This is a genomic window from bacterium SCSIO 12741, from assembly GCA_024398055.1.
GTDB lineage: Bacteria > Bacteroidota > Bacteroidia > Flavobacteriales_G > Salibacteraceae > SCSIO-12741.
Map to the genome: position 1 here is coordinate 986,930 of CP073749.1, position 23,300 is coordinate 1,010,229.

Genomic DNA, 23,300 nt, shown 5'->3' on the forward strand with positions numbered 1-23,300 from the left:
TTGCTGATATGAACGATAATCAAACCGAAAAAAGATAGCTGACTATCGCTAAGTGCTTTTGCTATGAACCGTATTACATCCATCTTGTTAACGGCCTTGTCGACCCTATTATTGTCTGGTTCGCTTTTGGCCCAAACCATTACTGTAACCGCGCCTAACGGCGGAGAAATCTGGGCCGGTTGTACCACAAAAAACATTACCTGGACCGCTTCCGGTACCTCTAACTTTTATTCGATCGACTACTCGACGGATGGGGGAACCAATTGGACCTCGGTAACGAGTTTTTACAACACCACTTCCGGATCCTATTCCTGGACGGTGCCCAACATTAACTCGTCGAACTGCCTGGTTCGAATCACCGACTCCAACAATCCGGGAACCAAGGATCAGAGTAATGCGAGTTTTACCATTACCGCCCCCTTGATTCTAACCGCTCCAAATGGAGGTGAAAAATGGGAAGCCGGAACGGTTAAATCCATCACTTTCGCTGCTACCGGAACCTCTAAGCGCTACAACATTCAGTACTCCACGAATGCAGGAAGCAGCTGGACCAACATTGTAACCAACTACTACAACACCAGTGGGATTTACAACTGGACCGTTCCTAACGCTCCTTCTACTTCTTGCTTGATCAGAATCACCGACTACTACACTTCTTGTATGACTGACAAGAGTGACAACGTATTCACTATCGATCCTCCAACTCCTACCATTGGGCTAACCTACCCCAACGGCGGGCAAACCCTATACTCCGGAAAAGCTTATAACATTACCTGGAGTTCTCAAAACCTGACCAGTGCCCTTATTGCCCTGGATTACTCCATTGATTCCTCCAAAACCTGGATTCCGATTGTAACTGGAATTTCAAATACCGGATCTCATTCCTGGACAGTTCCCAATACTCCATCCAATGCCTGCCGGATAAGACTCAAAGTAGTAGGATCGACTACCCTAAAGGATTCCAGTGACTTCTACTTCTCGATTAAAGAACCTTTTATTCAGCTCAATACTCCTAATGGAACCGAAACCTGGTCGGGCTGTAACACCCAAACCATTCGATGGTCGAGTGGTGGAACGGTTAATCGCCGTTACAACATTCAGTACTCTACTGATAACGGCTTTAGCTGGATCAATATAGCCACCAATTACTACCAAAGCAGTCAAACCAATGCAACTTATAACTGGACGGTACCCAACATTCAAGCCAATGCCCTGATTCGGGTATCGGATTACAACAACAGTGCAAATTACGATCAAACCGATTCAACCTTTACCCTGGTTCCGAATTCCAATATCATTGTGACCACTCCTAATGGTGGCGAATCCTGGGAAGCGGGAAAAACCTATAAAGTGGAATGGGTAGACAATGGCGTGAGTCGTTTCCGGGTTTATTACTCCATCGATAATGGAGCAAACTGGAGCTACATTACTTCCAGCACCTACAACAACTATGTAAACTGGAACATTCCAACATCAGCCGTTTCTTCCAACTGCCTGATCCGCGTTCAAGACTACAATAATTCCTGCAAAAAGGATGAGAGCAATAACGTATTCACCATTACCCCACCCGTACCTGTGATTACGGTTTCTTATCCCAATGGAGGAAACACCTTTTATCCAAACGCATCAACCAACATTAACTGGAGTTCGGCTCACCTAACCTCTCCTTTTGTAACCATTGATTTTTCCTCAGATAGTGGTTCAACCTGGACCAGTGTAGTTTCAGTAACAAACAACGATGGAAGCCATGGATGGACAGTACCCAATGCGGTATCCACAAAATGTTTGGTTCGAGTATCGGAGTATAACAATGCCAGCGTATTCGACATCAGCAATGCCACCTTCACCATCGCCCCACCTTACCTCAATTTAACCTCGCCAAATGGAGGTGAAATCTGGAAGGGATGTGAATCGAAAACTATCTCATGGTCTCAAGGTGGAAACACAGGAAGCAACCGGGTCGAATACTCGTTAGACTCAGGTAGTACCTGGAATTACATCAGCTCTACTTCCGGAACTTCAAGATCGTGGACCATCCCGAGCAAAACATCCAGTACCAAGGCATTAATTCGGGTTATAAACCCTACTTCCGGTTTGGGTGACACCAGTGCCGCAATATTCTCTATTATTCCTAATACAGACATCATTATCACCTCCCCAAATGGGGGTGAATCCTGGGAAGCTGCTACCTCAAAAACCATTTCCTGGGTAGACAATGGCGTAAGTCGTTTTAGAGTGTACTATTCGACTAACAACGGAGCAAACTGGACTCATATCACCAACACCTATAGCAACTCCTATAACTGGTCGGTGCCTAACACACCAACATCTCAATACAAGATTCGCGTAAATGATTATTACACCAGCTGTAAGGTGGATGAAAGTGATTCTGTATTTACAGTTATCCCTCCTACCCCTTATATCAATGTAACTCGCCCTTATGCGTCAAGCACGATTTACCCTCAAAACAACTTTACGATTCAATGGTCGAGTCAATACCTGAATTCGAACTTCGTAAACATTGAGTTCTCTTCGGATAGCATGTCAAGCTGGAACACGATCGTGAACGGAACCAACAACGACGGAAGTCATTCCTGGACGGTTCCAAACAATGTTTCTACCAAATGTTTTATCCGAATCTCTGAGGTGGGTAGACCATCGGTTAATGACACCAGTGCCCAATTTAGTATTAGAGCTCCATTCCTTACGCTGACATCTCCCAATGGAGGCCAAGTTTGGAAAGGCTGCCAGTCTCAAACCATTAGCTGGAGCGTTGGAGGTGGATCAAACAGCTACAAGCTGGAATACTCACTGGATTCAGCTTCTACCTGGACGACTATTGGGACCTATGGTGGAAGCTCAAGAAGCTGGACCCTTCCTGCTAAATTATCTTCCAACAAAGCCTTTATCCGAATTACGGATGCAACCAGAAACTTGCAGGATCAAAGTAATGCTCCGTTCACCATTATTCCGAGTACCGACATCGTACTTACTACACCCAATGGCGGTGACTCTTTAGAAGCCGGAAAGACTAAAAGTATTTCATGGGTTGACAATAGTGTCTCTCGTTTCCGCATTTACTACTCTGCAAATTCCGGAGCAAGTTATAACTACATCACAAGCACCTATAGCAACTCCTACAACTGGTCTGTTCCAAATAGCCCTGGCAACACCTATAAAATCAAAGTTGTAGACTATTACAATACTTGTAAGTTCGATGAGAGTGACAACAACTTCACCATCGTACCTCCCATTCCAACTATTACGGTGACCTCACCTGGAAGTAGTACTTATTATCCGAATTCTTCGGTCCAGGTTCGTTGGTCAAGCTCATACTTGAATTCAAGCTTCGTAACCATTGACTTCTCCTCGGATAGCGGTTCAACCTGGACAAGCGTGGTATCGGTGACCAATAACAATGGCTCCTACAATTGGACTTTACCAAACAACATTTCAAACAACTGTTTTTTCCGAGTATCGGAATATGGACGTCCATCCGTATATGACTGGAGCAACCGTTTTATCATTGCTGAACCTTATGTAACCATTACCTCGCCTAACGGTGGTGAAGTATGGAAAGGATGTGATAGCAGAAACATTACCTGGAGTTCAGGTGGACTCGTAGGAAGCAGTTTAATTCAATATTCTGCAGATTCCGGAAGTACCTGGATAACCGTTGGATCTTCGAGTAGCAGCTCTCGATCCTGGACTCTGCCATCGAGCCTAAGCACTTCTAAGGCATTGGTGCGAATCAACAACGCATCAACCGGTAAATCGGACGTTAGTAATAACGTATTTACGATTACTCCCAATACCGATATCATCATCACGAAGCCCAATGGCGGCGAAGTATTGGAAGCTAACAAATCAACTACGATACAATGGGTAGACAATGGCGTTTCTCGTGCCAATGTTTATTACTCTTCTAATGGCGGAGCCTCCTGGAGCTATTATACTTATTCTTATGGTAACTCCGTTAGTTGGTCTGTTCCTAACAACCCTGGAAGCAACTACCGCATTCGGGTAACCAACTACCACAATAGCTGTGAACAAGACATTAGTGACTCTAACTTTACGGTCATTGCTCCAATACCTTGGATTTCGGTTAACTCACCAAGTGGTGGAACCTATTACCCCCTTCAATCCGTTAACATTTCATGGAGCAGTCAATACCTAAGCTCCAGCTTTGTAAACATTGAATTCTCCTCGGATAGCGGTAGTACCTGGACCAGCGTAATCAACAGTACAAACAACGATGGTTCTCATTCCTGGACCTTACCGAACGTTATTTCGAGTAAGTGCTTTTTCCGAATTTCTGAAGTGGGAAGACCATCTGTCAATGACTGGAGCAATCGTTTTACCATGGCAACACCTTACTTGCGGGTCAATTCTCCGAATGGTGGTGAAATCTGGAAAGGCTGCGACAGCAAGAGCATTTCTTTGTCTGTAGGTGGTGGATCTGGAACCTATACCGTGGATTACTCACTGGATTCCGGTGCTACCTGGATTACCCTTGGAAACAAGTCGGGTTCATTTAACTGGACCGTGCCTACCAAGTCAAATACATCTAAGCTCTTGTTTAGAGCTAAGGATAACGATTCGAACCGAAATCTTTCGGATACCAGTGATGCCGTGGCTACATTGGTTCCTTATCAGGATATCGCCGTAATCAAGCCGAATGGTGGTGGAAGCTACGAAGCCAATAAGTCGATCAACATTCAATGGTTGGATCAGGGTGTTTCCAGAGCTCGGATTTACTACTCATCCAACAACGGAGCCTCTTGGTCATACTACAGTCATTCTTATGGAAATTCCGTAAACTGGACGGCACCAAATGCTCCTGGCAACAACTACAAAATTCGAATTCGCGATTACTACAACTCTTGTAAGTACGACGATTCAGATAGTGCCTTTGCCATTACGCCTCCAGTACCTGTTCTTACCTTGACCAGTCCTAATGGAGCCAATACGATTTATGAAGGCCAGTCCTACACCATTCGCTGGACCAGTGCCAACTTAACTGCTCCTTTCGTTCGTTTGGATTATTCAACCGATTCCGGAGCTACCTGGATTCCAATTGTAAATGCGGCGAACAACAACGGCAGCTACAACTGGGCCGTCCCTAACATTGTTACCGATAATGCACTGGTTAGAATCCAGGAGTACAACAATCCTTCGATGCAGGACATTAGTGATGCTGTATTCAGCATTAAGCCATCGATCGAGTTGACCGCTCCAAACGGAGACAATGGATTTGTGGATTACCGTGGTTGTACCGTTACCTCAATTAAATGGACAGCTGGTGGAACTTCGCGCTACTACAAAATTGAATACTCGCTGGACAATGGCTCAACCTGGAGTACTATTGCTTCCAGCTTCTACAGTTCAAGCTCCAACCCAGTATACAACTGGACCATGCCAAACACGGCCACTACCAAAGCCTTGGTTAGGGTAAGTGATCGAAACAATGCGACTAAGACGGATCAGAGTGACAATACCTTTACTATTACTGCTCCGATCAATTTGATTCAGCCGAATTACGGTGGAATTCTTTACGTAGGAGATACCTTTAATATCGTTTGGAAATCTAACGGAACATCGAACTACTACAACATCGATTACTCGACCAATGGTGGCGTTAGTTGGACATCAGTAGTGTTTAACTACAATACCAGTGGAAACAGCTACGCCTGGAAAGTACCTGGAACCGTATCCAGCAATTGCAAAATCCGGGTAACGGACAACATTAATAACTGTAAGAAAACAGAAAGCGTTATTCCATTTACCATTTCGGCCAGCAACAAAACCATCGACTTGGTCACCCCTAAAGGTGGTGAAAGTTGGCAAGCCTGTTCGAAACAGGACATTAAATGGACGGATGCCGGAAGTTCTGCTTCCTACAAATTGGAATACAGTAACAATGCTGGACAAAGCTGGAACCTGATTACAGCCAGTTACTCGTCTAGCGCGGCAACAAAAAGCTTTAACTGGACCGTTCCTACCCTGGCAGGTAACCAATACCTGGTTCGGGTAAGCGATGCTGCCGATTCCACTAAAACGGATCAAAGTGATAGCTTGTTTGTGGTATCCGGACAAAGTGTTCCTGTGGTGAGCGCTTTGGGTAAAACCAAACTATGTACCGGTGAAAATGTGACCTTAACTTCGAGCTTTGCTACAGGAAACACCTGGTATCCCGGAGGAGCAACCACACAAACTATTACGGTAAATACAGCAGGAAGCTACTATGTTGTAGTAACTGACACCAATGGATGTAGTGCTCAATCTAACTCCTTACAAGTATCTGTAGGAGCACCTCCATCAAGACCTACGGTTGCGGCCGGAGGGCCTACCAATTTCTGTATCGGTGGAAATGTGGTACTCACATCGAATAAACCTACTGGCAATACTTGGTATCCAGGAGGTCAAAAGACTCAATCCATCACTGTGACATCTGGAGGAAGCTATTCTGTAACCTATACTGATTCTACAGGTTGCTCTGCCACTTCTCTGGCCACCAATGTGACTACCAATCCAGTTCCAACGGTTTCAGTTCAAGCTCCGGCAGCAGTTTGCCAAGGCGATACAGTTACCTTGACCTCAAGCAGTGCAACTGGCAACGTGTGGTATCCAGGTGGAGACACTACTCAATCTTTGAAAGTAACTCAATCGGGAGTGTACTACGTGCAAGTAACCGACAATAATAACTGTACGACAAACTCAGTACCGGATACGGTTACCGTAAAAAGTAAGCCGGCTCCTCCAACAATTACTGCGAATGGTTCCTTGAACCTTTGTCCTGGAACATCAGTTACCTTCAAGGCAAGTCCTACTACAGGTATTACCTGGAGCACGGGAGTGGTTGATTCAGTACTTACAGTTGATACCTCACTCACCGTTTATGCCACGTACACCCACTCAAATGGATGTAGCTCTGTTTCCAATGAATTAACGACTTCCTTGAAATCGGCTCCGGCCAAACCGGTGATCAGCACTATCGGAAATGCTACTTTCTGTGCGGGTGATTCGGTAGTTCTTAGTTCAAGTGCCGCTGGAGGCAATGTTTGGTCCAATGGAGATACTTCGCAGTCTATTGTGGTTAAGACATCGGGAACATTGACCGTGAGCAACACCAATTCATTTGGATGTAGCACTACTTCAACGCCTGTACTTGTTCAATCGAACGCCCTACCAGCTACTCCGAGCATTACAAGAACCGGAGCAGCTCAAGCTTGTTTGGGAGATACGATCACCCTTACTTCAAGTTCTTTGTACGGTAACTCCTGGTCAAACGGAGATACGAATCAATCGATCCGTGTAGCTCATTCCGGTCAATTTGATCTTTCGATTGTGGACCAAAACGGATGTCGCTCGGGATCGGCTCAGGAAAGTGTTACGATCAACACTCCTCCATCGAGCCCTGTGATTTCAGCTACCCATGGCGGACGTGTTTGTCAAGGAGAAACAGTGACGCTTAGCTCATCGGATAGCTCAGGTATTACCTGGAGCAACGGAGCTACTTCAGGAAGCATTCAAGTATCGAATGGTGGAAACTATTTCGCCAGCATTACAGATACCAATGGTTGTAAAGCCACTTCTAACACACTTAATGTTAAAGTGAGCCCACTTCCGGCCATTCCGGTTATTACTGCCGGTTCTGCTACTTCATTCTGTAAAGGTGGTTCGGTAACCTTGAATTCGAGTTACACTTTCGGCAACCAATGGTCAACGGGTGTAGCTGGTAATTTTGCCATCGTTGATAGCTCTTTGGCTGTTACCGTTACCCATACGGACACCAACGGTTGTCAATCGACTTCCATGCCTACCCAAGTTACTGCTCATGCTTTGCCAGCTAAGCCACAGGTGAACAAAATAGGATCTACTACTTTCTGTCAAGGAGATAGTGTACTGCTTATTTCCGGAAGCTCTACCCGCAACTACTGGTCAAATGGGGACACCACCCAAAGCATTGCGGTGAATAGTAGTGGTAACTATACCTTATATGTGAAGAATAACTTTGGTTGTAAGAGTGACACTGTATCTACCCAAGTTACGGCTAACCCTACTCCATCAGCACCGGTCATTTCTCTTAACGGAAATGCGACCTTCTGTCAAGGGGATAGTGTGGAACTGATCAGTAGCTACTCATCCGGCAACATCTGGAGCTCTGGTGATACGGCTACTTCCATTTTCGCTAAATCCAGCGGAACTTATTCGGTTACTCATACCAATGCCTTTGGATGCTCGGCTCAGTCAGCAACTCAGAACGTAACGGTTACTTCTACTCCGGTAGATCCAGTAATTACTTTAAGTGATACCGGAGATCTTTGTGTAGGTGACTCAGTAGTGCTTTATTCCAGTTCTCCAAACGACAATGTTTGGTCAACAGGTGATACTACTTCTTCCATTGTGGCATATACCGGTGGAACCTACTCCTTAAAAGTGGACAACGGAGCTTGTTCAAGTGCTACGGTTAGCGAATTAGTGGTTGTCCACTCTTTGCCTGCCAAACCGGTTATCTCTGCTCAGGGAGCGTTGAACTTCTGTCAAGGTGATAGTGTGGTTCTAAACAGTGGAATTAATGGACAACGTAGATGGTCGGATCTTTCAACTGGGTCGTCATTGGTGGCTAAGAATTCTGGAACATATAGTGTGACAGCGATCAACAATCAGGGTTGTGAAAGACAGTCTGATGATGTTCAGGTGACCGTATGGAACAATCCTACTCAGCCGACAATTGGCGTTGTAGGAGACACGAACCTTTGTGCAGGAGACAGCGTTCTTCTGACTTCGAACTATGGCTCGTCTAACCTTTGGTCAACCGCAGATACTACGGGTCAAATTCATACCAAGTTGGCTGGTGTTTACTCAGTGACTCACACGGATACAAACGGATGTAAAGCCACTTCAGCTCCAGTTACGGTAGCGGTTAATGCGCTTCCACCTGTACCCAGCATTTCTGCTTCAGGATCTACCTCCTTCTGTGATGGCGGTCAAGTGGTCCTCACCTCAAGTGGAACTGGATTGAATAACTGGTCTACAAATGATACTACTTCAAGCATCACGGTAAGCCAAACAGGTAACTACAATGTGGTGGTAACGAATATCCACGGATGTTCTTCCTCATCGGCTCAAACCTTTGTTGAAGTATTTGCATTACCTGCCACTCCTACTCTATCCTTGATTGGCGATAGCGTATTCTGTGCAGGAGATAGCTTGACCATTCAATCTGGACTGAGCAAAGGAATTCAATGGAGTTCTGGAGATACCACTCCTTCCATTACCGTATTCCAATCGGGTAACTTCCACGTTACTTATACCGACAGCAATCAATGTCAGGCAAGTTCGAAGGCGCTGAATGTGACGGTTCATAATTTGCCTGCCGTTCCTACGATTTCTGCCAATGGTCCGGTTAAGTTCTGTGATGGCGGACAGGTAACCTTGACTTCGTCTAACTCTTCTGGAAATACCTGGTCTACGAATGATACTACTTCAAGTATTATTGTTACCCAAACCGGCAATTATGATGTAACCACGACCAACCTGGCCGGATGTTCTGCTCAATCTACTTCTCTGTTTGTAGAGGTGTATGCAACTCCAATTACACCTACCATCACGTACGTAGGTGACACCACCTTCTGTATGGGAGATAGTGTATTGCTTTCCTCAAGCTCTACTCAAGGAAACATTTGGTCGAATGGAGATTCTACTCAGCAAACTGTGGTTAAATCCACTGCCCTCATCACCTTGATGGTTTTGGATACTAATTCCTGCTTCTCGGGTCAGAGTAGCATTGCTGTTACAGCAAACGCTCTTCCTGCAACGCCAACCATTACGGCCCTGGGTGCAACTAATTTCTGTAATGGTGATAGTGTGGTTCTTGTTTCCAACGCAACGAATGGCAACACTTGGTCGACCAATGACACCACTTCAACCATTACGGTTTACAACACTGGTTTCTACTCAGTAACTGCTGAAAACGCTCAGGGTTGTGAAGCCTCTTCTACCCCGATTAGCATTACGGTAAACAATGTGCCAGTTGCTCCTTCCATTTCGTTGGTAGGTGCTTCTGAGTTCTGCCAGGGAGACAGTGTTACTTTGATTTCATCCAGCCCGGTAGACAACGTTTGGTCTACGGGAGATAGCACAGCGAGCATTACTGTTAAGAGTTCCGCGAATGTAGAACTCAGGTTGTACAACAGCGGATGTTTCTCATCTGTACAGGATACGGCGATTACGGTTTATCCAAACCCAAGTGCTCCCGTCATTTCCTACAGTGGAGATTCAGCTTTCTGTATGGGTGATAGCTTAACGTTGTTCTCTTCCTATAGCTCTGATAATACTTGGTCGCATGGAGGTGGAAGTGCCCCGTCGATGACGGTTTACCAATCTGGATCTTACCAGGTGAGTTATACCGATTCTAACGGATGTAGCAGTATGTCGGTACCACAAGATGTAGTGGTTCACGCTTTACCTACACCTCCATCCATAGCTCCAGGCGGAACGGTTGAACTTTGTCCAGGTGACACGACCACGCTTACCTCAAGTATTCCAAACAACGTGGTATGGAATGTAAACTCCATTCAAGCCGCAAGTATTGATGTATACCAAGCAGGTAACTACTACGTGACTTACACAGACAACAACCAATGTAGCGTATTGTCTGACAGCGTATCTGTGGTTATGTTAGCGGCTCCGGCTACTCCAGTAATTACCAATGTGGGTAACGTTTTGGAAACTACCAAGGCTTCCAATTACCAATGGTACTTGGGTGGTGATGCCATCCCAGGTGAAATTGGCCAAATCTTTTTACCACTTAACAATGGAGTATTCCAGGTAGAAGTAGCCGATTCAAATGGTTGTAAAGCCTTGTCTGAGCCATTTACCTTCACTACGGTAAGCGTTTACGATCCAGCAGCTGACTTTGTCGATTTCAACTTGTACCCGAATCCTTCTACAGGAAGATTCACGGTTGAATTCTACAACGAAGTTCCTTCACCCATTACCATCGAGATTATCACCTTGAATGGACAAGTGGTGCATAAGGAAACCATTCACCCATCTGATCAGCAAGTGAAGCGGGTGTTTGAACTGGATCACTTAAGCAGCGGAATTTACTACCTGAATCTGACCTCCGAAAATGGCGGAAGCTACCGGGAGCGGATGACGGTGAATAAATGATAAATCTTAAACCCTAAGGTTAAATTTTAAGAAAGGCCCTTTTCGGAGGGCCTTTTTTTGTGGCTTGTTGTTCGTGATAGGTTCAATTATACCAGCTCCAAATCATAAGTAATCTGAAGGCCTGATCCAGTTTCTATAAATAATTGGGTTTAGGTTTCCAGCCTGAGGACACACCTACTAGTGAGCATTCATAATTGAGTACATCCAATTACGGGTACTTTCTTCGCTCTACCGATTTACAAGGAGTCTATGTACCTCAAGCTCCCCTTCACTTTGAACATAAAGGAGGTATGCCCCGGTTTTTAATGGAGTTAGATCAATCTGGCTTGCGGCTTGAATGGTTCTTTGAATCATTACCTGTCCGGTAATACTCACTAAGGATAAACTCACCTCAGCATCCGTATCTATGAACAATACATCGCTTACCGGATTGGGATAGATTTTCACCTTGTCCTCCAAGTAGAGCTGTTCTATGGTAAGGTGGTTACAAACCAAAGGAGTAGAAAAATCGGTTTGGTAAAAACATCCAGTGGTATCGGTAGCAATAAGCAGCGAGTTCCATGGAGATACCTGATTCATCACTCCGCTTCCGATCAGGGTGGAATGGGCATTGAGCAACATCGGGTAAAAGTCAAAATCACTGGAGTCGTTTTGATAACTTCGAATTTCTTGTAAGGTCCCGTTTTTGTTCAGCCGCACTAACTGGGTATAGGCCGAAAAGGTGGATTTGGTATCCACGATATCTAAATAAGCATATATCGGATAGTCGTTTTGGTTTTGGATCAAACCGAGCCTAACTGAGTGATAATCGTATTCATTCGAGCCATCCAATTCCCAGATTTTACTTCCCTGATCATCAAAGGCCCGCAGAAAAAATTCAGGCCCATTGGAGGGTTCCTGTTGCTCACTAAACAGAATTTGATTTCCCACTTTTTGGGTCCAATGCAAAGCTCCATAGACAGGAATGGTGTCTTGTCCCTTGTTTTGAAAGTCACCATTACACCGGATATAGATCTGTTGATTATTCAGGGAAGAGTCTTGGATAAACAAGTGATAAAGCGAGTCCAATTTTTCTACTCCCAATAGGTTGAGATCACGATTAGAAGAATCAGAACCGGCCAATTGAAACAAGGGCACTGATAGAATAGAATCATTGGCCCCCAGCAAAAGACCAAAGTGATTTTCTGATTTACTGCTCACCCCGAAACCAGCAGGACGTACTAAGGCTCCAAACAGAATAGAATCCCCGTCGGTACGCACCTCCTTTTTGAAAAAGCCGGATGAATCATTTTGCCAGATCAACTGGTTATTGGAATCATATCGGTAATTGAACGTTACTTGGATAGCTTGAGAATTGTCTCCCACTCCTATCAAAAAAAGCTCATCATTTTTCCAGTCTATGGCTTGCTCAAAAAAGCAATCAGAATGTAAATCGGACAGCATGTCCACTTGATGGAGCTCCCCGAGATTATCGTAATGGGCGATAAAAAACCTCGAATTGGAAAGCTTTCGACTCACTCCAATTAATTGGAAGCTATCTGGATGATTGATCCGCCAATTGACTCCGGTAACGTTATCGAGTTTCCCGGTAGTTTCGAGCTGGTCGTATCGAAGGTAGGTATCCAAAGAATGCTGGGCATATCCCGACCAAGCCGAAAACAGGATGATCCAAATGATGCCCAGCAATATTTTCATAGGGGTGGTTTTATTTTACAATGCACTTCTTCACTTGAGGACTTTCGTTCAGGTAATTCAATTTAACCAAGTACATCCCAGGATCTGCTGAGTGCAGTTTCACTTGAATTTGCCCGTCATCGGAACGCCCGTGATTGAAGTCATCCGAATGTATCAATTTACCCTTTAAATCGAAAATTTCAATGGACTTTAAATCCTCTGTTCGACCCAAATTCAAGAAGAACTCTCCATTATTGGGATTGGGGTAAAGTACCCAGTTGTCGCTTTCCAAATCCATATCTGCGTTGGACAAAACGGAATTGAATACGTTACAATCGGGAAGCCCATTGCTGGCTCCAAAATCCTTCTGATCCACACAAGAGTAGGTAAACCACGAATTAGCAATCACTTTCACATTCTGAATATCTGGATAAGAGGTGGTATTGTTATAAACCGTGTTGTGCTGAGACTGATAGGACGTTTCCACCGAGAAAAACGAACCTGCTCCATTCCCGGGAGGGTCTTCCAAATAACGGCCCAAAAACTGGTTTCCGTCTCCACAAGATTGCCCTTGGTGATCCATTTCAGCAGAGAACAAGGGCATTATATTGGTCTCTTTGTTGGATTGCTGCCCCAAGAAACCAATCCGTTCTTTCCAGGTATCAACATTCGCTAACCGGACCCCTGAAGTGGCCTGGGTGGTTAAAAAATCCTTTCCGTTGTCCTGAGAGCTGTATCGTTGGTAATAAACCAGGAAAATTCCGTCGCAATGAGACTCGATATAAGCAGCCTTGGTGCTTCTCTTGGTCAAATTTGACCTTGGTGAAGTGTTCGATGTTGTAGCCGACCAACGGTTGAAGAAATAACCAATGTAGTCATGCATGCCCAAAACATTGGCGTCGAATTTTTTGTTTTTATCCAACTTGTCCAAAATGTCTTTGTGATCGTCGTACACTTGATCAAAATGCACATTCATTTGATTATTAGGAACGTCGTTTGAAGTGTTTCCATCCTCATTATCGTAGGTGGGCGGTGCGGTTGGTCCTGTGGATGCATTAATGGTTTGTGGATTCCAAAATTCATGCTCTAACACAAAGTAGGAGATCTTACCCGTGTTGTTGTAGTTGTACTTCGTGGAATTGTTGACCACATCATCGTTGTAATCAATGGCATTCAAATACACCGCTTCTTTGGTGGTAGAAATCAATCCAACATGGATGCGGGGTGTGCTTCGAGCGCACTGAGCGATGAAGGAGTTTAGGTTATTCTTTGCAGTTTGAGTGGTTGGATGCGATTGGTAATTGGGATCATAAACGAAGTTCAATCCATATAAAATGAGGTAGGTAATGTTGTGTTTTTTAGCGTAATTAATCAAATTAGCTTCTGCCGTTGCATTTCCTAAAATGTTGTTGCTAAGATCAATACCACCGTTACCATCATGCCAGGTAAATCGATCAACAAACAACGATCGGGGTACTTGGCAACTAGCACTGGAAGCCGCTGGAAAATCGGTTCCTACTTTGATTCCTCCCAAATAGGCATTTCCACTTTCCTCGATGGTGTAGCTGTTGTTATACCCTACAACAAAAGCTGAATTCACCCCAGGAAGGTATACGGCAGATCGACCATAATCAGTATCTACACCCCCGAGAGTTTCTACATAGGTAGTATCGAGTAAGGTGTCCAAATGACACACCCATACATCGGATAATCCTTCTCCGCGATTGTCACAATATCCTGTGGCCAACAATCCTGTTCCGAAAGAAACGACATCACGAAAGCCTTCATTTCCAGCTTCATCATTAACGATAATATTCATGTTGGTTTGAAGCAAGTCGCCGTCCAAACTCATAACTATACCATCTTCATTTCCGCCATTGTGTTGTAATCCGGCTACTACATATTCATGGCCTCGTGCAGCAATTCCGTATCCTTTGGTATGAAGGGGAAGGGCGTATTCCTCCCGGGTTTCATAGACCCCATCTCCATCAACCTCAATGACCATGGGAAAAGAATTATTGGGATCGGTTACGTCATTGGCCAGAATGAGGTAGTGGTTATTACCGGTCATAGGGATGATTTTTTGAGCGAAGATCATCTGATTGCTCAGCGTAATGGTTTCGTTCCACACAATCTGCCCACTGTTAGACAATTTGAACAAACGAATATCTTGTGAGGCTCCCTGGTCATACATACGATTGGCCAATACGATGAAGTTATCACTCCCGTCATTAATCACATCAACGGCCACCTGAGCCGTATCCGGCAGAGAATCTAAAGATCGAGTCCAAATCTCCTGCCCCATGGCAGAAATGACTTTGATAAGAATCCGATCATCATCTTTTATAAGATCATGATCATCGTCGGTATACCCTGGATTGGTCTCCCGACCAACCAATACCATTTCACCGTAGGAGCTCAAGGCCATGGCCGTTGCAATTTCATCGGATGAGGACGTGCCGTAATCACCAAATAGAACGGGGTCTCCAATATCATCCACGTTCCAGACGGCCATATTTTTTCCAATGGATTCATTTCCAATCCAGCCACAAAAGGCCAAACCATTTGGAGTGACGACCACATCAAGGGCTGATTCTTCATCCACTACATCGGATAATGATCGGCTGTAGCCTTGTTCAAATATTTGTCCTTGGTAAATGGGGGTTAGTTCCTGGGCCTGGTTGTAGGTTGAAAATAACAAGAAGGCAAGACTAATTAAAGAGGTAGAGGTTTTCATGAGTAGTTGAGTTAATGGGACTTATGTTGATTTAAAATTAACTCAACAAACCACTCAAAAACAACTACTTATACCCAAATACGGCATTTACTTTTCGAACTGTGGAAAATCCTTTACGAAGTGTAAGAAAATCTTTGTGGAAGCTACTCCACCTTCTCTGAAAGTTCTAACCAGCGATCCCCTTTCTCATCCAATTGCTGAAGCACGATTCCCAATTCTTCGGACAATTCCATTAATTCTTCTGGAGAAGTATCGGCTTGAAGAAACTTCTGATCGATTTGTGCTTTGCGTTTTTCGAGACGTTCAATGTCCTTTTCCAATAAACCAAATTCACGCTTTTCGTTGAACGTAAGTTTGTTTGAACGATCCGATTTTTTCTTTTCGGATTTCTCACTTTCCGGCTTAACGGCTTTGGCTTCTTTGGGTGGCTTTTTTTCGTTTCGCCACAGGGAATAGTTCCCTGGAAAATCCCGGATCTCGGTCCCTTGGTTAAAAACAAATAAGTGATCCACGAGCTTATCCATGAAGTAGCGATCGTGGCTAACGATGAGAACACATCCCGGAAAATCGAGCAAGAAATTCTCCAGAACATTCAAGGTCATAATATCCAGATCGTTGGTCGGCTCATCCAGGATCAGAAAATTGGGGTTTTTCATCAATATGGTCAGTAGATGCAATCTTTTCTTCTCCCCTCCACTTAGCTTTTCCACTCGGTTAAAGTGCATGCTTCTGGGAAATAGAAAACGCTCCAACAGCTGCGCAGCCGATAGCTTTTTACCCTTATTGAGGGGCAAATATTCTCCCACTTCACGGACGATCTCAATAACCCGACCATCGGGTTTGAGGTTCATCCCCTCCTGGTTGTAATAGCCCATGGAAACCGTATCTCCAACAACGATCTTACCCGAAGTGGGTTCAGTTAACCCCATCACCATATTGAGCAGGGTCGACTTTCCAGTTCCATTCTTTCCGATAATTCCGGCCTTTTCCCCTCGAACAAACTTGTATGAAAATTTCTCGAACAGGTGCTTCTCACCAAAGGACTTACCTACCGTATGAAACTCCAGGATCTTACTTCCGAGGCGCTGCATATTGATCTCCAACTCCACTTCGCATTGATCAATTTTCCGCTTAGCTACTTGCTTGAGGTCATAAAAGGAATCAACCCTTGCTTTGGCTTTGGTTCCTCGAGCTTTCGGCTGTCGACGCATCCAGTCGAGCTCCTTTCGGTACAGGTTTTTGGCTTTGGTGATTTCCGAGGCTTCAATCTGTTTGCGTTCTTCCCGCTTTTCCAGAAAGTAGGAGTAGTTCCCCTTGTAAGAGTACAGACCGTGGTCATCCATCTCCAGAATAACGTTGCATACCCGCTCTAAAAAATAGCGGTCGTGCGTCACCATTAAGAGTGTAAGGTTCTCGTTAATCAGAAAGCGTTCCAGCCATTCGATCATGTCCAGATCAAGGTGGTTGGTAGGCTCATCGAGAATAAGAAAGTCGGGGTTTTCCAAAAGCAGCCGAGCCAAAGCCAATCTCTTTTTTTGCCCTCCGGATAGTTGCCCTACTTCGAGGTCGTAATGATGAATATCCAGCTCGGTAAGAATAGTTTTTACCCGAACTTCCGTATCCCAAGCCTTGAGTTCTTCAATTTGATCAATAGCATTTTGAAGCTCTTCCCCTTCCACTTGATTTTCAATGCACTCCTCGTATTTTTTCACCGCCCGCATCACCGGATCGGATCCTTCGAAAACAGCATCCCATACTTTAAGGTGAACGGGTAGATCTGGATCTTGAGACAAGTAGCGCACCTTAATTCCCTTGCGATAAACGACCTGCCCATCATCCGGTTCATCGAGCTGGGCCAAAATATTGAGCAGCGTGGATTTTCCGGTTCCGTTTTGCGCCACCAAAGCCAGCTTATCCCCTTTGGCCATTCCAAATGAAATGTCCTTAAAGATGACTCGTTCGCCAAACCGGCGGGATATATTTTCTACGGAGAGGTAGTTCATTCTTGGTAAATTATGGCGTATCCCAACTTGCGATAGACCTTGGCAAACTTCTTCAATAATTCCTCATCCTGCTCCAATTGCCCGCGGTAGTTTTCCACCGATTTTTGAAAGAGGTTCCTCAATAAATGGGGATTGATGCGGAAATGGCTGGAGCCAATTTTGGTGATCAAATCGGGAGATTGGGTGCTTAAGGAAAAGCGCACTTCGGTTTTTCGGGTAGCATCAAAAGCATACATTCCTAAACCATGGGTACAGGCATGGCGGAATAGAAGCAAAATCTCGCTGTTCTTCCCATTGCGACTCATGGGTCCTCTCAGGTATCTGCTGATTCGCCCCGTGGAATTCCGGTTGACCAATTGACCACTGTAAAAACGAGCCATCAAATCAATCGAAGACCAAAGCGTTGTGCAATAGGACACCGTCTTTTCTAAGCCAGCTTCCTTAAGCGTATCCAATTCTTCATTGATTCGGGCATAAGTTGACATCCGGCCTTCGGGCAGATCCTGATTATCAAAAAAACGAACGAGCAATTCCTGCGACATGCGGCAAAGGTAGGAGATCAGAAGCGAGAATGGAGTGTTGAGCCCGAAGCTGGAAATGAACAAGAACCTTCGATCCAGGATCCAAAAGGTTTTCCCGAAAATTGAAAATTGATCCTGTTCCGATAATCATCGGATTGTAAATTAAAAAAGCCTCCGGCCGAATAAATTCAACCGAAGGCTTTCTGGCTTTGTGCTAAAACCAAGTCTTATTCAGCAGCAGCAGTCTCAGCCGGAGCGTCGCCGATGTGCTTATCGAGGAATCCGATCATGGCTTCGTAAAACTCAAACCGGTTCTCTTCATTTCTAAATCCGTGGCCTTCGTCGTCTTTAACGAGGTACTCCACTTCTACTCCTCTGGCACGCATAGCTTCCACCATCTGATCACTCTCAGACTTTTTCACCCGAGGGTCATTGGCTCCTTGCGCGATGTAAAGAGGCGCTACAATTTTATCTGCATTCAAGGATGGCGAGTACTTAGCCATCATCACACTATCTTCCGTATTCGGGTTCCCTACCATCTCATAAACCATAGGCTTAAAAGGTTCCCAGTAGGGAGGAAATGTGTTCATAAAGGTAAACAAGTTAGAAACACCTACATAATCGATACCACAGGCGTACATTTCAGGGCTGTAGCAAAGACCCGCCAAAGTAGCATATCCACCATAGCTTCCGCCGTAGATAGCGATACGCTTTGGATCTGCAATTCCCTGGTCAATCAACCATTGAGCGCCATCAGTCACATCATTTTGCATGGCTTGCCCCCATTGCTTGAAAGAAGCTTCCCAGAAGGCACGTCCAAATCCGGTTGACCCTCTAAAGTTCATCTGCAACACCGCATAACCACGGTTAGCTAAAAACTGACACTGTGGGTTGAATCCCCAATAGTCACGAGCCCATGGACCACCGTGTGGATTAACCACAACGGGTAGATTCTTTGGGTCTTTTCCTTTTGGCAAGGTCAGGTAACCGTTAATGGTCAGACCATCTCTGGACTTGTATTGGATAGGCTTCATTTCAGCCATATCGTCTTCGTTCAACCAAGGGCTGATATCGTGAATTTTATCCAGCTTATCGCTGTTTTTGTCATAGATGTAGAAAGCTCCTCTGGACTTGTCGGAATAAGTACGAACAACCATTTTGTCTTCTTCCTTATTCATAGCACCGATACCGATTTCGTAACCCTCGAGCTTTTTCTCAAGCTTGCTAAACCAGCCTTTGGTCTCCTCGTCAAGGAAGTGACGGTGACGCTTGTCCGTATTGTAGCTAACGCTGGTCAACACCTTTCTCTTTTCTGAGTAATTCAAAGAAGAAACATCCACTTCAGGGTGGTTAAAAATCTCTTCTACTTCTTCTCCGCTCTCCAGATCAAACAGGATAATGGCCGATTTATCGCGACCAATGTTAGAACTGGCATAGATGTTTTTGTTGTCAAAAGTGAAGAACAATGGACTGATGGATTCCTTGTAGTTGTTGGTCACAATTACTTTCCAATCGTCCTGCTCTGTGGCACGGTACAAGATGGAAGTATTCACCCCATCGGTAGTCGTAGCCAGACGAAGTTTGCCTTCATGGTCGGTGATCCAACCTTGAATATTGCCTGGATTCTCAGCCAACATCTCCAGTTCACCCGTCACAATGTTGAGGCGATAAGGATCGAAGATCATTTTGTTTCTCTTGTTCAAACCAACCAAGATGTAGTCATCCAATCCTTCCAGGTCGTCAATCCAACGGGTGGTTACAGAATCGAACTTCGTTAAGGTTTTGGGATTGCTTCCATCGATGTCAACTCCGTAGATAGCCCAATTCTCATCTCCACCATTGTCTTTTAGGTAAAGGATACGATTGTCATTGGCCCAGGTGTAGCCTGAAATGTCTCTGTCGGTGATTTCGGTCAAACGCTTGCTCTCTTCGCTGCCCACTTTTTGAACAAACACATTCATCCGATCCTGGTACGGAGCCAGGTAGGAAAAATGAGACCCATCGGGAGATATTTGGTAACTGGATTTATCGGGATTTTTGAAGAACTCTTTCAAGTCGTATTGCTTGACCTGAACGGTTTCCATCTTTTCTTCGGGTGCCGGGCTACTGCAAGATACCGCTGTGGCTAAAAGGCCAAACGACAGTGCAGCAATTCCCAATTGCTTAACAGGATTCATAACGATTCAATTTTCTCCAAATTTAGAACACCTCATCTGTAGATGTTCACCGCGCATCCTGCTATACGGCCATTTAGCCCCAATTCAGCTTAAAAACGATTCGAATAGGGTTTTCATCCTGCCTAAAATTGCCGGATACAAAAGAGAATAAGAAGTTCGATTAAGGGTAAAAGACTTTAATAATCCGTACCGCGGTAGTTTTCGGATTTGTCTTCCTCGTAGATATCCAGGTAATTGAAATAACGTGATTCTGCTACCCTTCCTTCCACCAATCCTTTTTTGATACCACATCCCGGTTCATTGATGTGCTGGCAATTATTGAACTTGCAATCCGACAACAGCTCACGCATTTCTAAAAAATAGTGAGAGAGCTCAGAGCGATCGATATCGAGAACGCCAAAGCCTCGAATTCCGGGCGTATCAATGATTTGAGCGCCAAAGTCCAGGTCAAACATTTCAGCAAATGTGGTGGTATGCACTCCTTGTTTGTGGTAGGTGGAAATCGCCTTTACCTTTAAATCCAAATTGGGATCCAAGGCATTGATCAAGGAAGATTTTCCGGCTCCTGAATGCCCTGAAATGGTCGATGTTTTGTCGGTCATGAGTTCTTTCACCACATCCAGGTTTACACCCTTTTCCACCGATATAGCCTCGCAGCGATAGCCCACCTGCTCGTACAATTCCATCCATTCTGCCAACCGGCCCATTTCCTCTTCTTCCAACAAGTCGATCTTGTTGAACAAAAGAACGGGTGTGATGTGAAAAGCCTCAGCCGAACACAGAATACGATCAATAAAACCCAATGTCGTTTCCGGCTGTTTGAGCGTCACCAAAAGAATAACCTGATCGATATTGGATGCCAAAATTTGCGCCCGGTGCGAGAGGTTAACCGATTTACGAATCAGGTAGTTGTTGCGTGGAATGAGTTTCTTCACCACACCAGTGCCGTCATCCACTCGCTCTATTTCTACCCAATCACCTACGGCAATCGGATTGGTAGATCGAATACCCTTCAAGCGAAATTTACCCTTCACCTTACAAGGAAGGGACTCTCCATTTTCCAACTTCACCTCCAGCCAACTACCGGTCGATTTATAAACTCTGCCTTTCATTCAATGCGCAAAAGTAAAAAAGTGACTCGATGTTAATTTGCGCTAACGTGCTTTCCGGGAAGCTATTTCATTAAAAAACGTTTATACTTTTGGCCCATGTCGATTGAAGTCTCATCAGTTAATAAGATTTACGGTACTCAAAAGGCCTTGAATGAGGTAAGCTTTTCCATCCGCAAGGGTGAAATTGTTGGATTTTTAGGACCTAATGGCGCAGGTAAATCGACAATGATGAAAATCATCACCTGCTTTTTGCCCCAAACTTCGGGTGAAGTGACCGTATGTGGTCACGATGTGCGTGAAGAACCTATGGCGGTGAAAAAGAAGGTGGGTTACCTTCCGGAGCACAATCCCCTTTATCTGGAAATGTATGTGAAGGAATACCTGCACTTTATAGCCGGATTGCACGGATTGTCCAACAAAAAACAACGGGTTGCCGAAATGATTGAAAAGGTGGGACTCCAATTGGAACAGCACAAAAAAATCGGCGCACTCTCTAAGGGATATCGTCAGCGGGTAGGATTGGCGCAGGCCATGATTCACGATCCTGAAGTATTGATTCTCGATGAGCCTACCACTGGGCTTGACCCCAATCAGATTGAAGAGATCCGGGAATTAATCAAGTCGATTGGTAAAACCAAAACCGTCATGATGAGTACCCATATCATGCAAGAGGTAGAAGCCGTTTGCGACCGGGTGATGATCATTAACCGAGGTGTATTGGTGGCCGATGGTAAGGCTGGCGAGATTCAGGCAGCGCAGGACAGCTCCCTGCGATTTAAGGTAGAGTTTGCCAACAATCCCGAGCAGAAAATTCTACTCTCGCTGGAGGGTGTTACTCTTGCCGAAGTGGAATCCGGCAACAGTTGGATCATTGAGGCAGATCGTGACATTCGTGAAGATCTGTTCAAACTCAGTGTAGATCAAGGGCTGTCTATATTGACCCTTCAAAAAGAAGAGCAAGGACTGGAGTCGGTATTTAAAAACCTGACCCGGAAGAAGCCTTAATCTACTGTCCCCTTCCATTTTTCGCCCTATTTCAAGCTAGATTTGAAAATAACCCTCCTATTCTTTCGTTGAGTTGTGCTCAAATAGACTAACTTAGTAAGCCATGAAAACCAACATCTTAACTCTAATAGCGTTAATTCTTTTGTTTGTATCCGGATGTAAAAAACAGGATTTTCGCGATGCAGATATGCAAGTCCGTCATTGTGCTTACCCACCTCAGGATACCACGGCTATTGATTTTTCGAGGTTACATCAAATGAATGATGACGGTTCAACCAAAATCGTGAAAATTGACAATCAAACTCTTTTGGATTCGGTTATTCCTCTATCTGGTGGCATTTTAGACCATGTGAATCTGGATGAAGAGGTTGTATTTTTAATGACGGCCTATCCAAGAAGTGAAACCGGCGAGTGCCCAGAATTAAGAGGATATAAGGTCAAAGTAAATTCCACCGACGAAGAGATCGATTTCACTATCAAGATTAAAGGCTATGATGGCAAGTCCTCGAGTCGCAAACCTTTTATGGCCTTTCTGATCGTTCCGCGCTCCGAAGCCCATTATTCCATTTCCGGAAGAATGACCATTACCAAATTCAAATTCTTCAACATGACAGGAAGTAGTAGGGATGAGTATGTCGATTATGAATTATAATGGAAACGACTTCAGTTGGGCTGATTAGCCGCAGAACGAGTTCGTCCATTTTATACAATAGAACTCCAGTTTTAGCCCATAATGCTCACCATAACAGTCATTTTAGGTGTTCAATCCCTCCAAAAAACCGAGCATTGGAGGAGGCTTGGTAGGATATCCCAAATAAATCGCCGAAATCAGGTGCGAAAAGTCCGGTAAGTGCATACAACCAATACCTAAACTGTATATTTTCGCAATTCAT

The 23,300-nt window shown here is 44.7% G+C and carries 9 protein-coding genes; 3 read left to right on the plus strand and 6 right to left on the minus strand.

Features of this window, described 5'->3' with window-relative positions:
• Window positions 1-63 precede the first annotated feature (63 nt).
• Window positions 64-11,178, plus strand: a complete 11,115-nt coding sequence (locus tag KFE98_04205) for a T9SS type A sorting domain-containing protein (GenBank protein UTW63370.1) — start codon at window positions 64-66, stop codon at window positions 11,176-11,178.
• A gap of 228 nt (window positions 11,179-11,406) precedes the next feature.
• Here the strand turns inward: KFE98_04205 and KFE98_04210 are convergent, their stop codons facing one another.
• The 6 genes from KFE98_04210 to rsgA all read right to left on the minus strand — a co-directional run bounded on the left by KFE98_04210 (window position 11,407) and on the right by rsgA (window position 21,402).
• Complete coding sequence (locus KFE98_04210) at window positions 11,407-12,873, minus strand: T9SS type A sorting domain-containing protein (GenBank protein ID UTW63371.1); 1,467 nt, start codon at window positions 12,871-12,873, stop codon at window positions 11,407-11,409.
• 10 nt (window positions 12,874-12,883) lie between these two features.
• A complete protein-coding gene (locus KFE98_04215) occupies window positions 12,884-15,589 on the minus strand; it encodes a T9SS type A sorting domain-containing protein (protein ID UTW63372.1) in 2,706 nt (901 codons plus the stop codon).
• A 143-nt stretch (window positions 15,590-15,732) separates the two neighbouring features.
• Window positions 15,733-17,592, minus strand: a complete 1,860-nt coding sequence (locus KFE98_04220; GenBank protein ID UTW63373.1) for an ABC-F family ATP-binding cassette domain-containing protein — start codon at window positions 17,590-17,592, stop codon at window positions 15,733-15,735.
• Complete coding sequence (locus KFE98_04225; protein ID UTW63374.1) at window positions 17,589-18,134, minus strand: hypothetical protein; 546 nt, start codon at window positions 18,132-18,134, stop codon at window positions 17,589-17,591. Before KFE98_04225 ends, KFE98_04220 begins: the two co-directional genes overlap by 4 nt.
• Before the next feature lie 206 nt (window positions 18,135-18,340).
• On the minus strand, window positions 18,341-20,197 hold the full coding sequence (locus KFE98_04230) for a S9 family peptidase (GenBank protein UTW64636.1): 1,857 nt from the start codon (window positions 20,195-20,197) through the stop codon (window positions 18,341-18,343).
• 269 nt (window positions 20,198-20,466) lie between these two features.
• Window positions 20,467-21,402 (minus strand): ribosome small subunit-dependent GTPase A, encoded by a 936-nt coding sequence (rsgA, locus tag KFE98_04235; GenBank protein ID UTW63375.1) that lies wholly within the window; start codon window positions 21,400-21,402, stop codon window positions 20,467-20,469.
• A 96-nt stretch (window positions 21,403-21,498) separates the two neighbouring features.
• Here rsgA and gldA point away from each other — a divergent pair, with 96 nt between their 5' ends.
• On the plus strand, window positions 21,499-22,407 hold the full coding sequence (gene gldA / locus KFE98_04240; GenBank protein ID UTW63376.1) for a gliding motility-associated ABC transporter ATP-binding subunit GldA: 909 nt from the start codon (window positions 21,499-21,501) through the stop codon (window positions 22,405-22,407).
• A gap of 103 nt (window positions 22,408-22,510) precedes the next feature.
• A complete protein-coding gene (locus tag KFE98_04245; GenBank protein ID UTW63377.1) occupies window positions 22,511-23,059 on the plus strand; it encodes a hypothetical protein in 549 nt (182 codons plus the stop codon).
• Window positions 23,060-23,300: the final 241 nt, after the last annotated feature.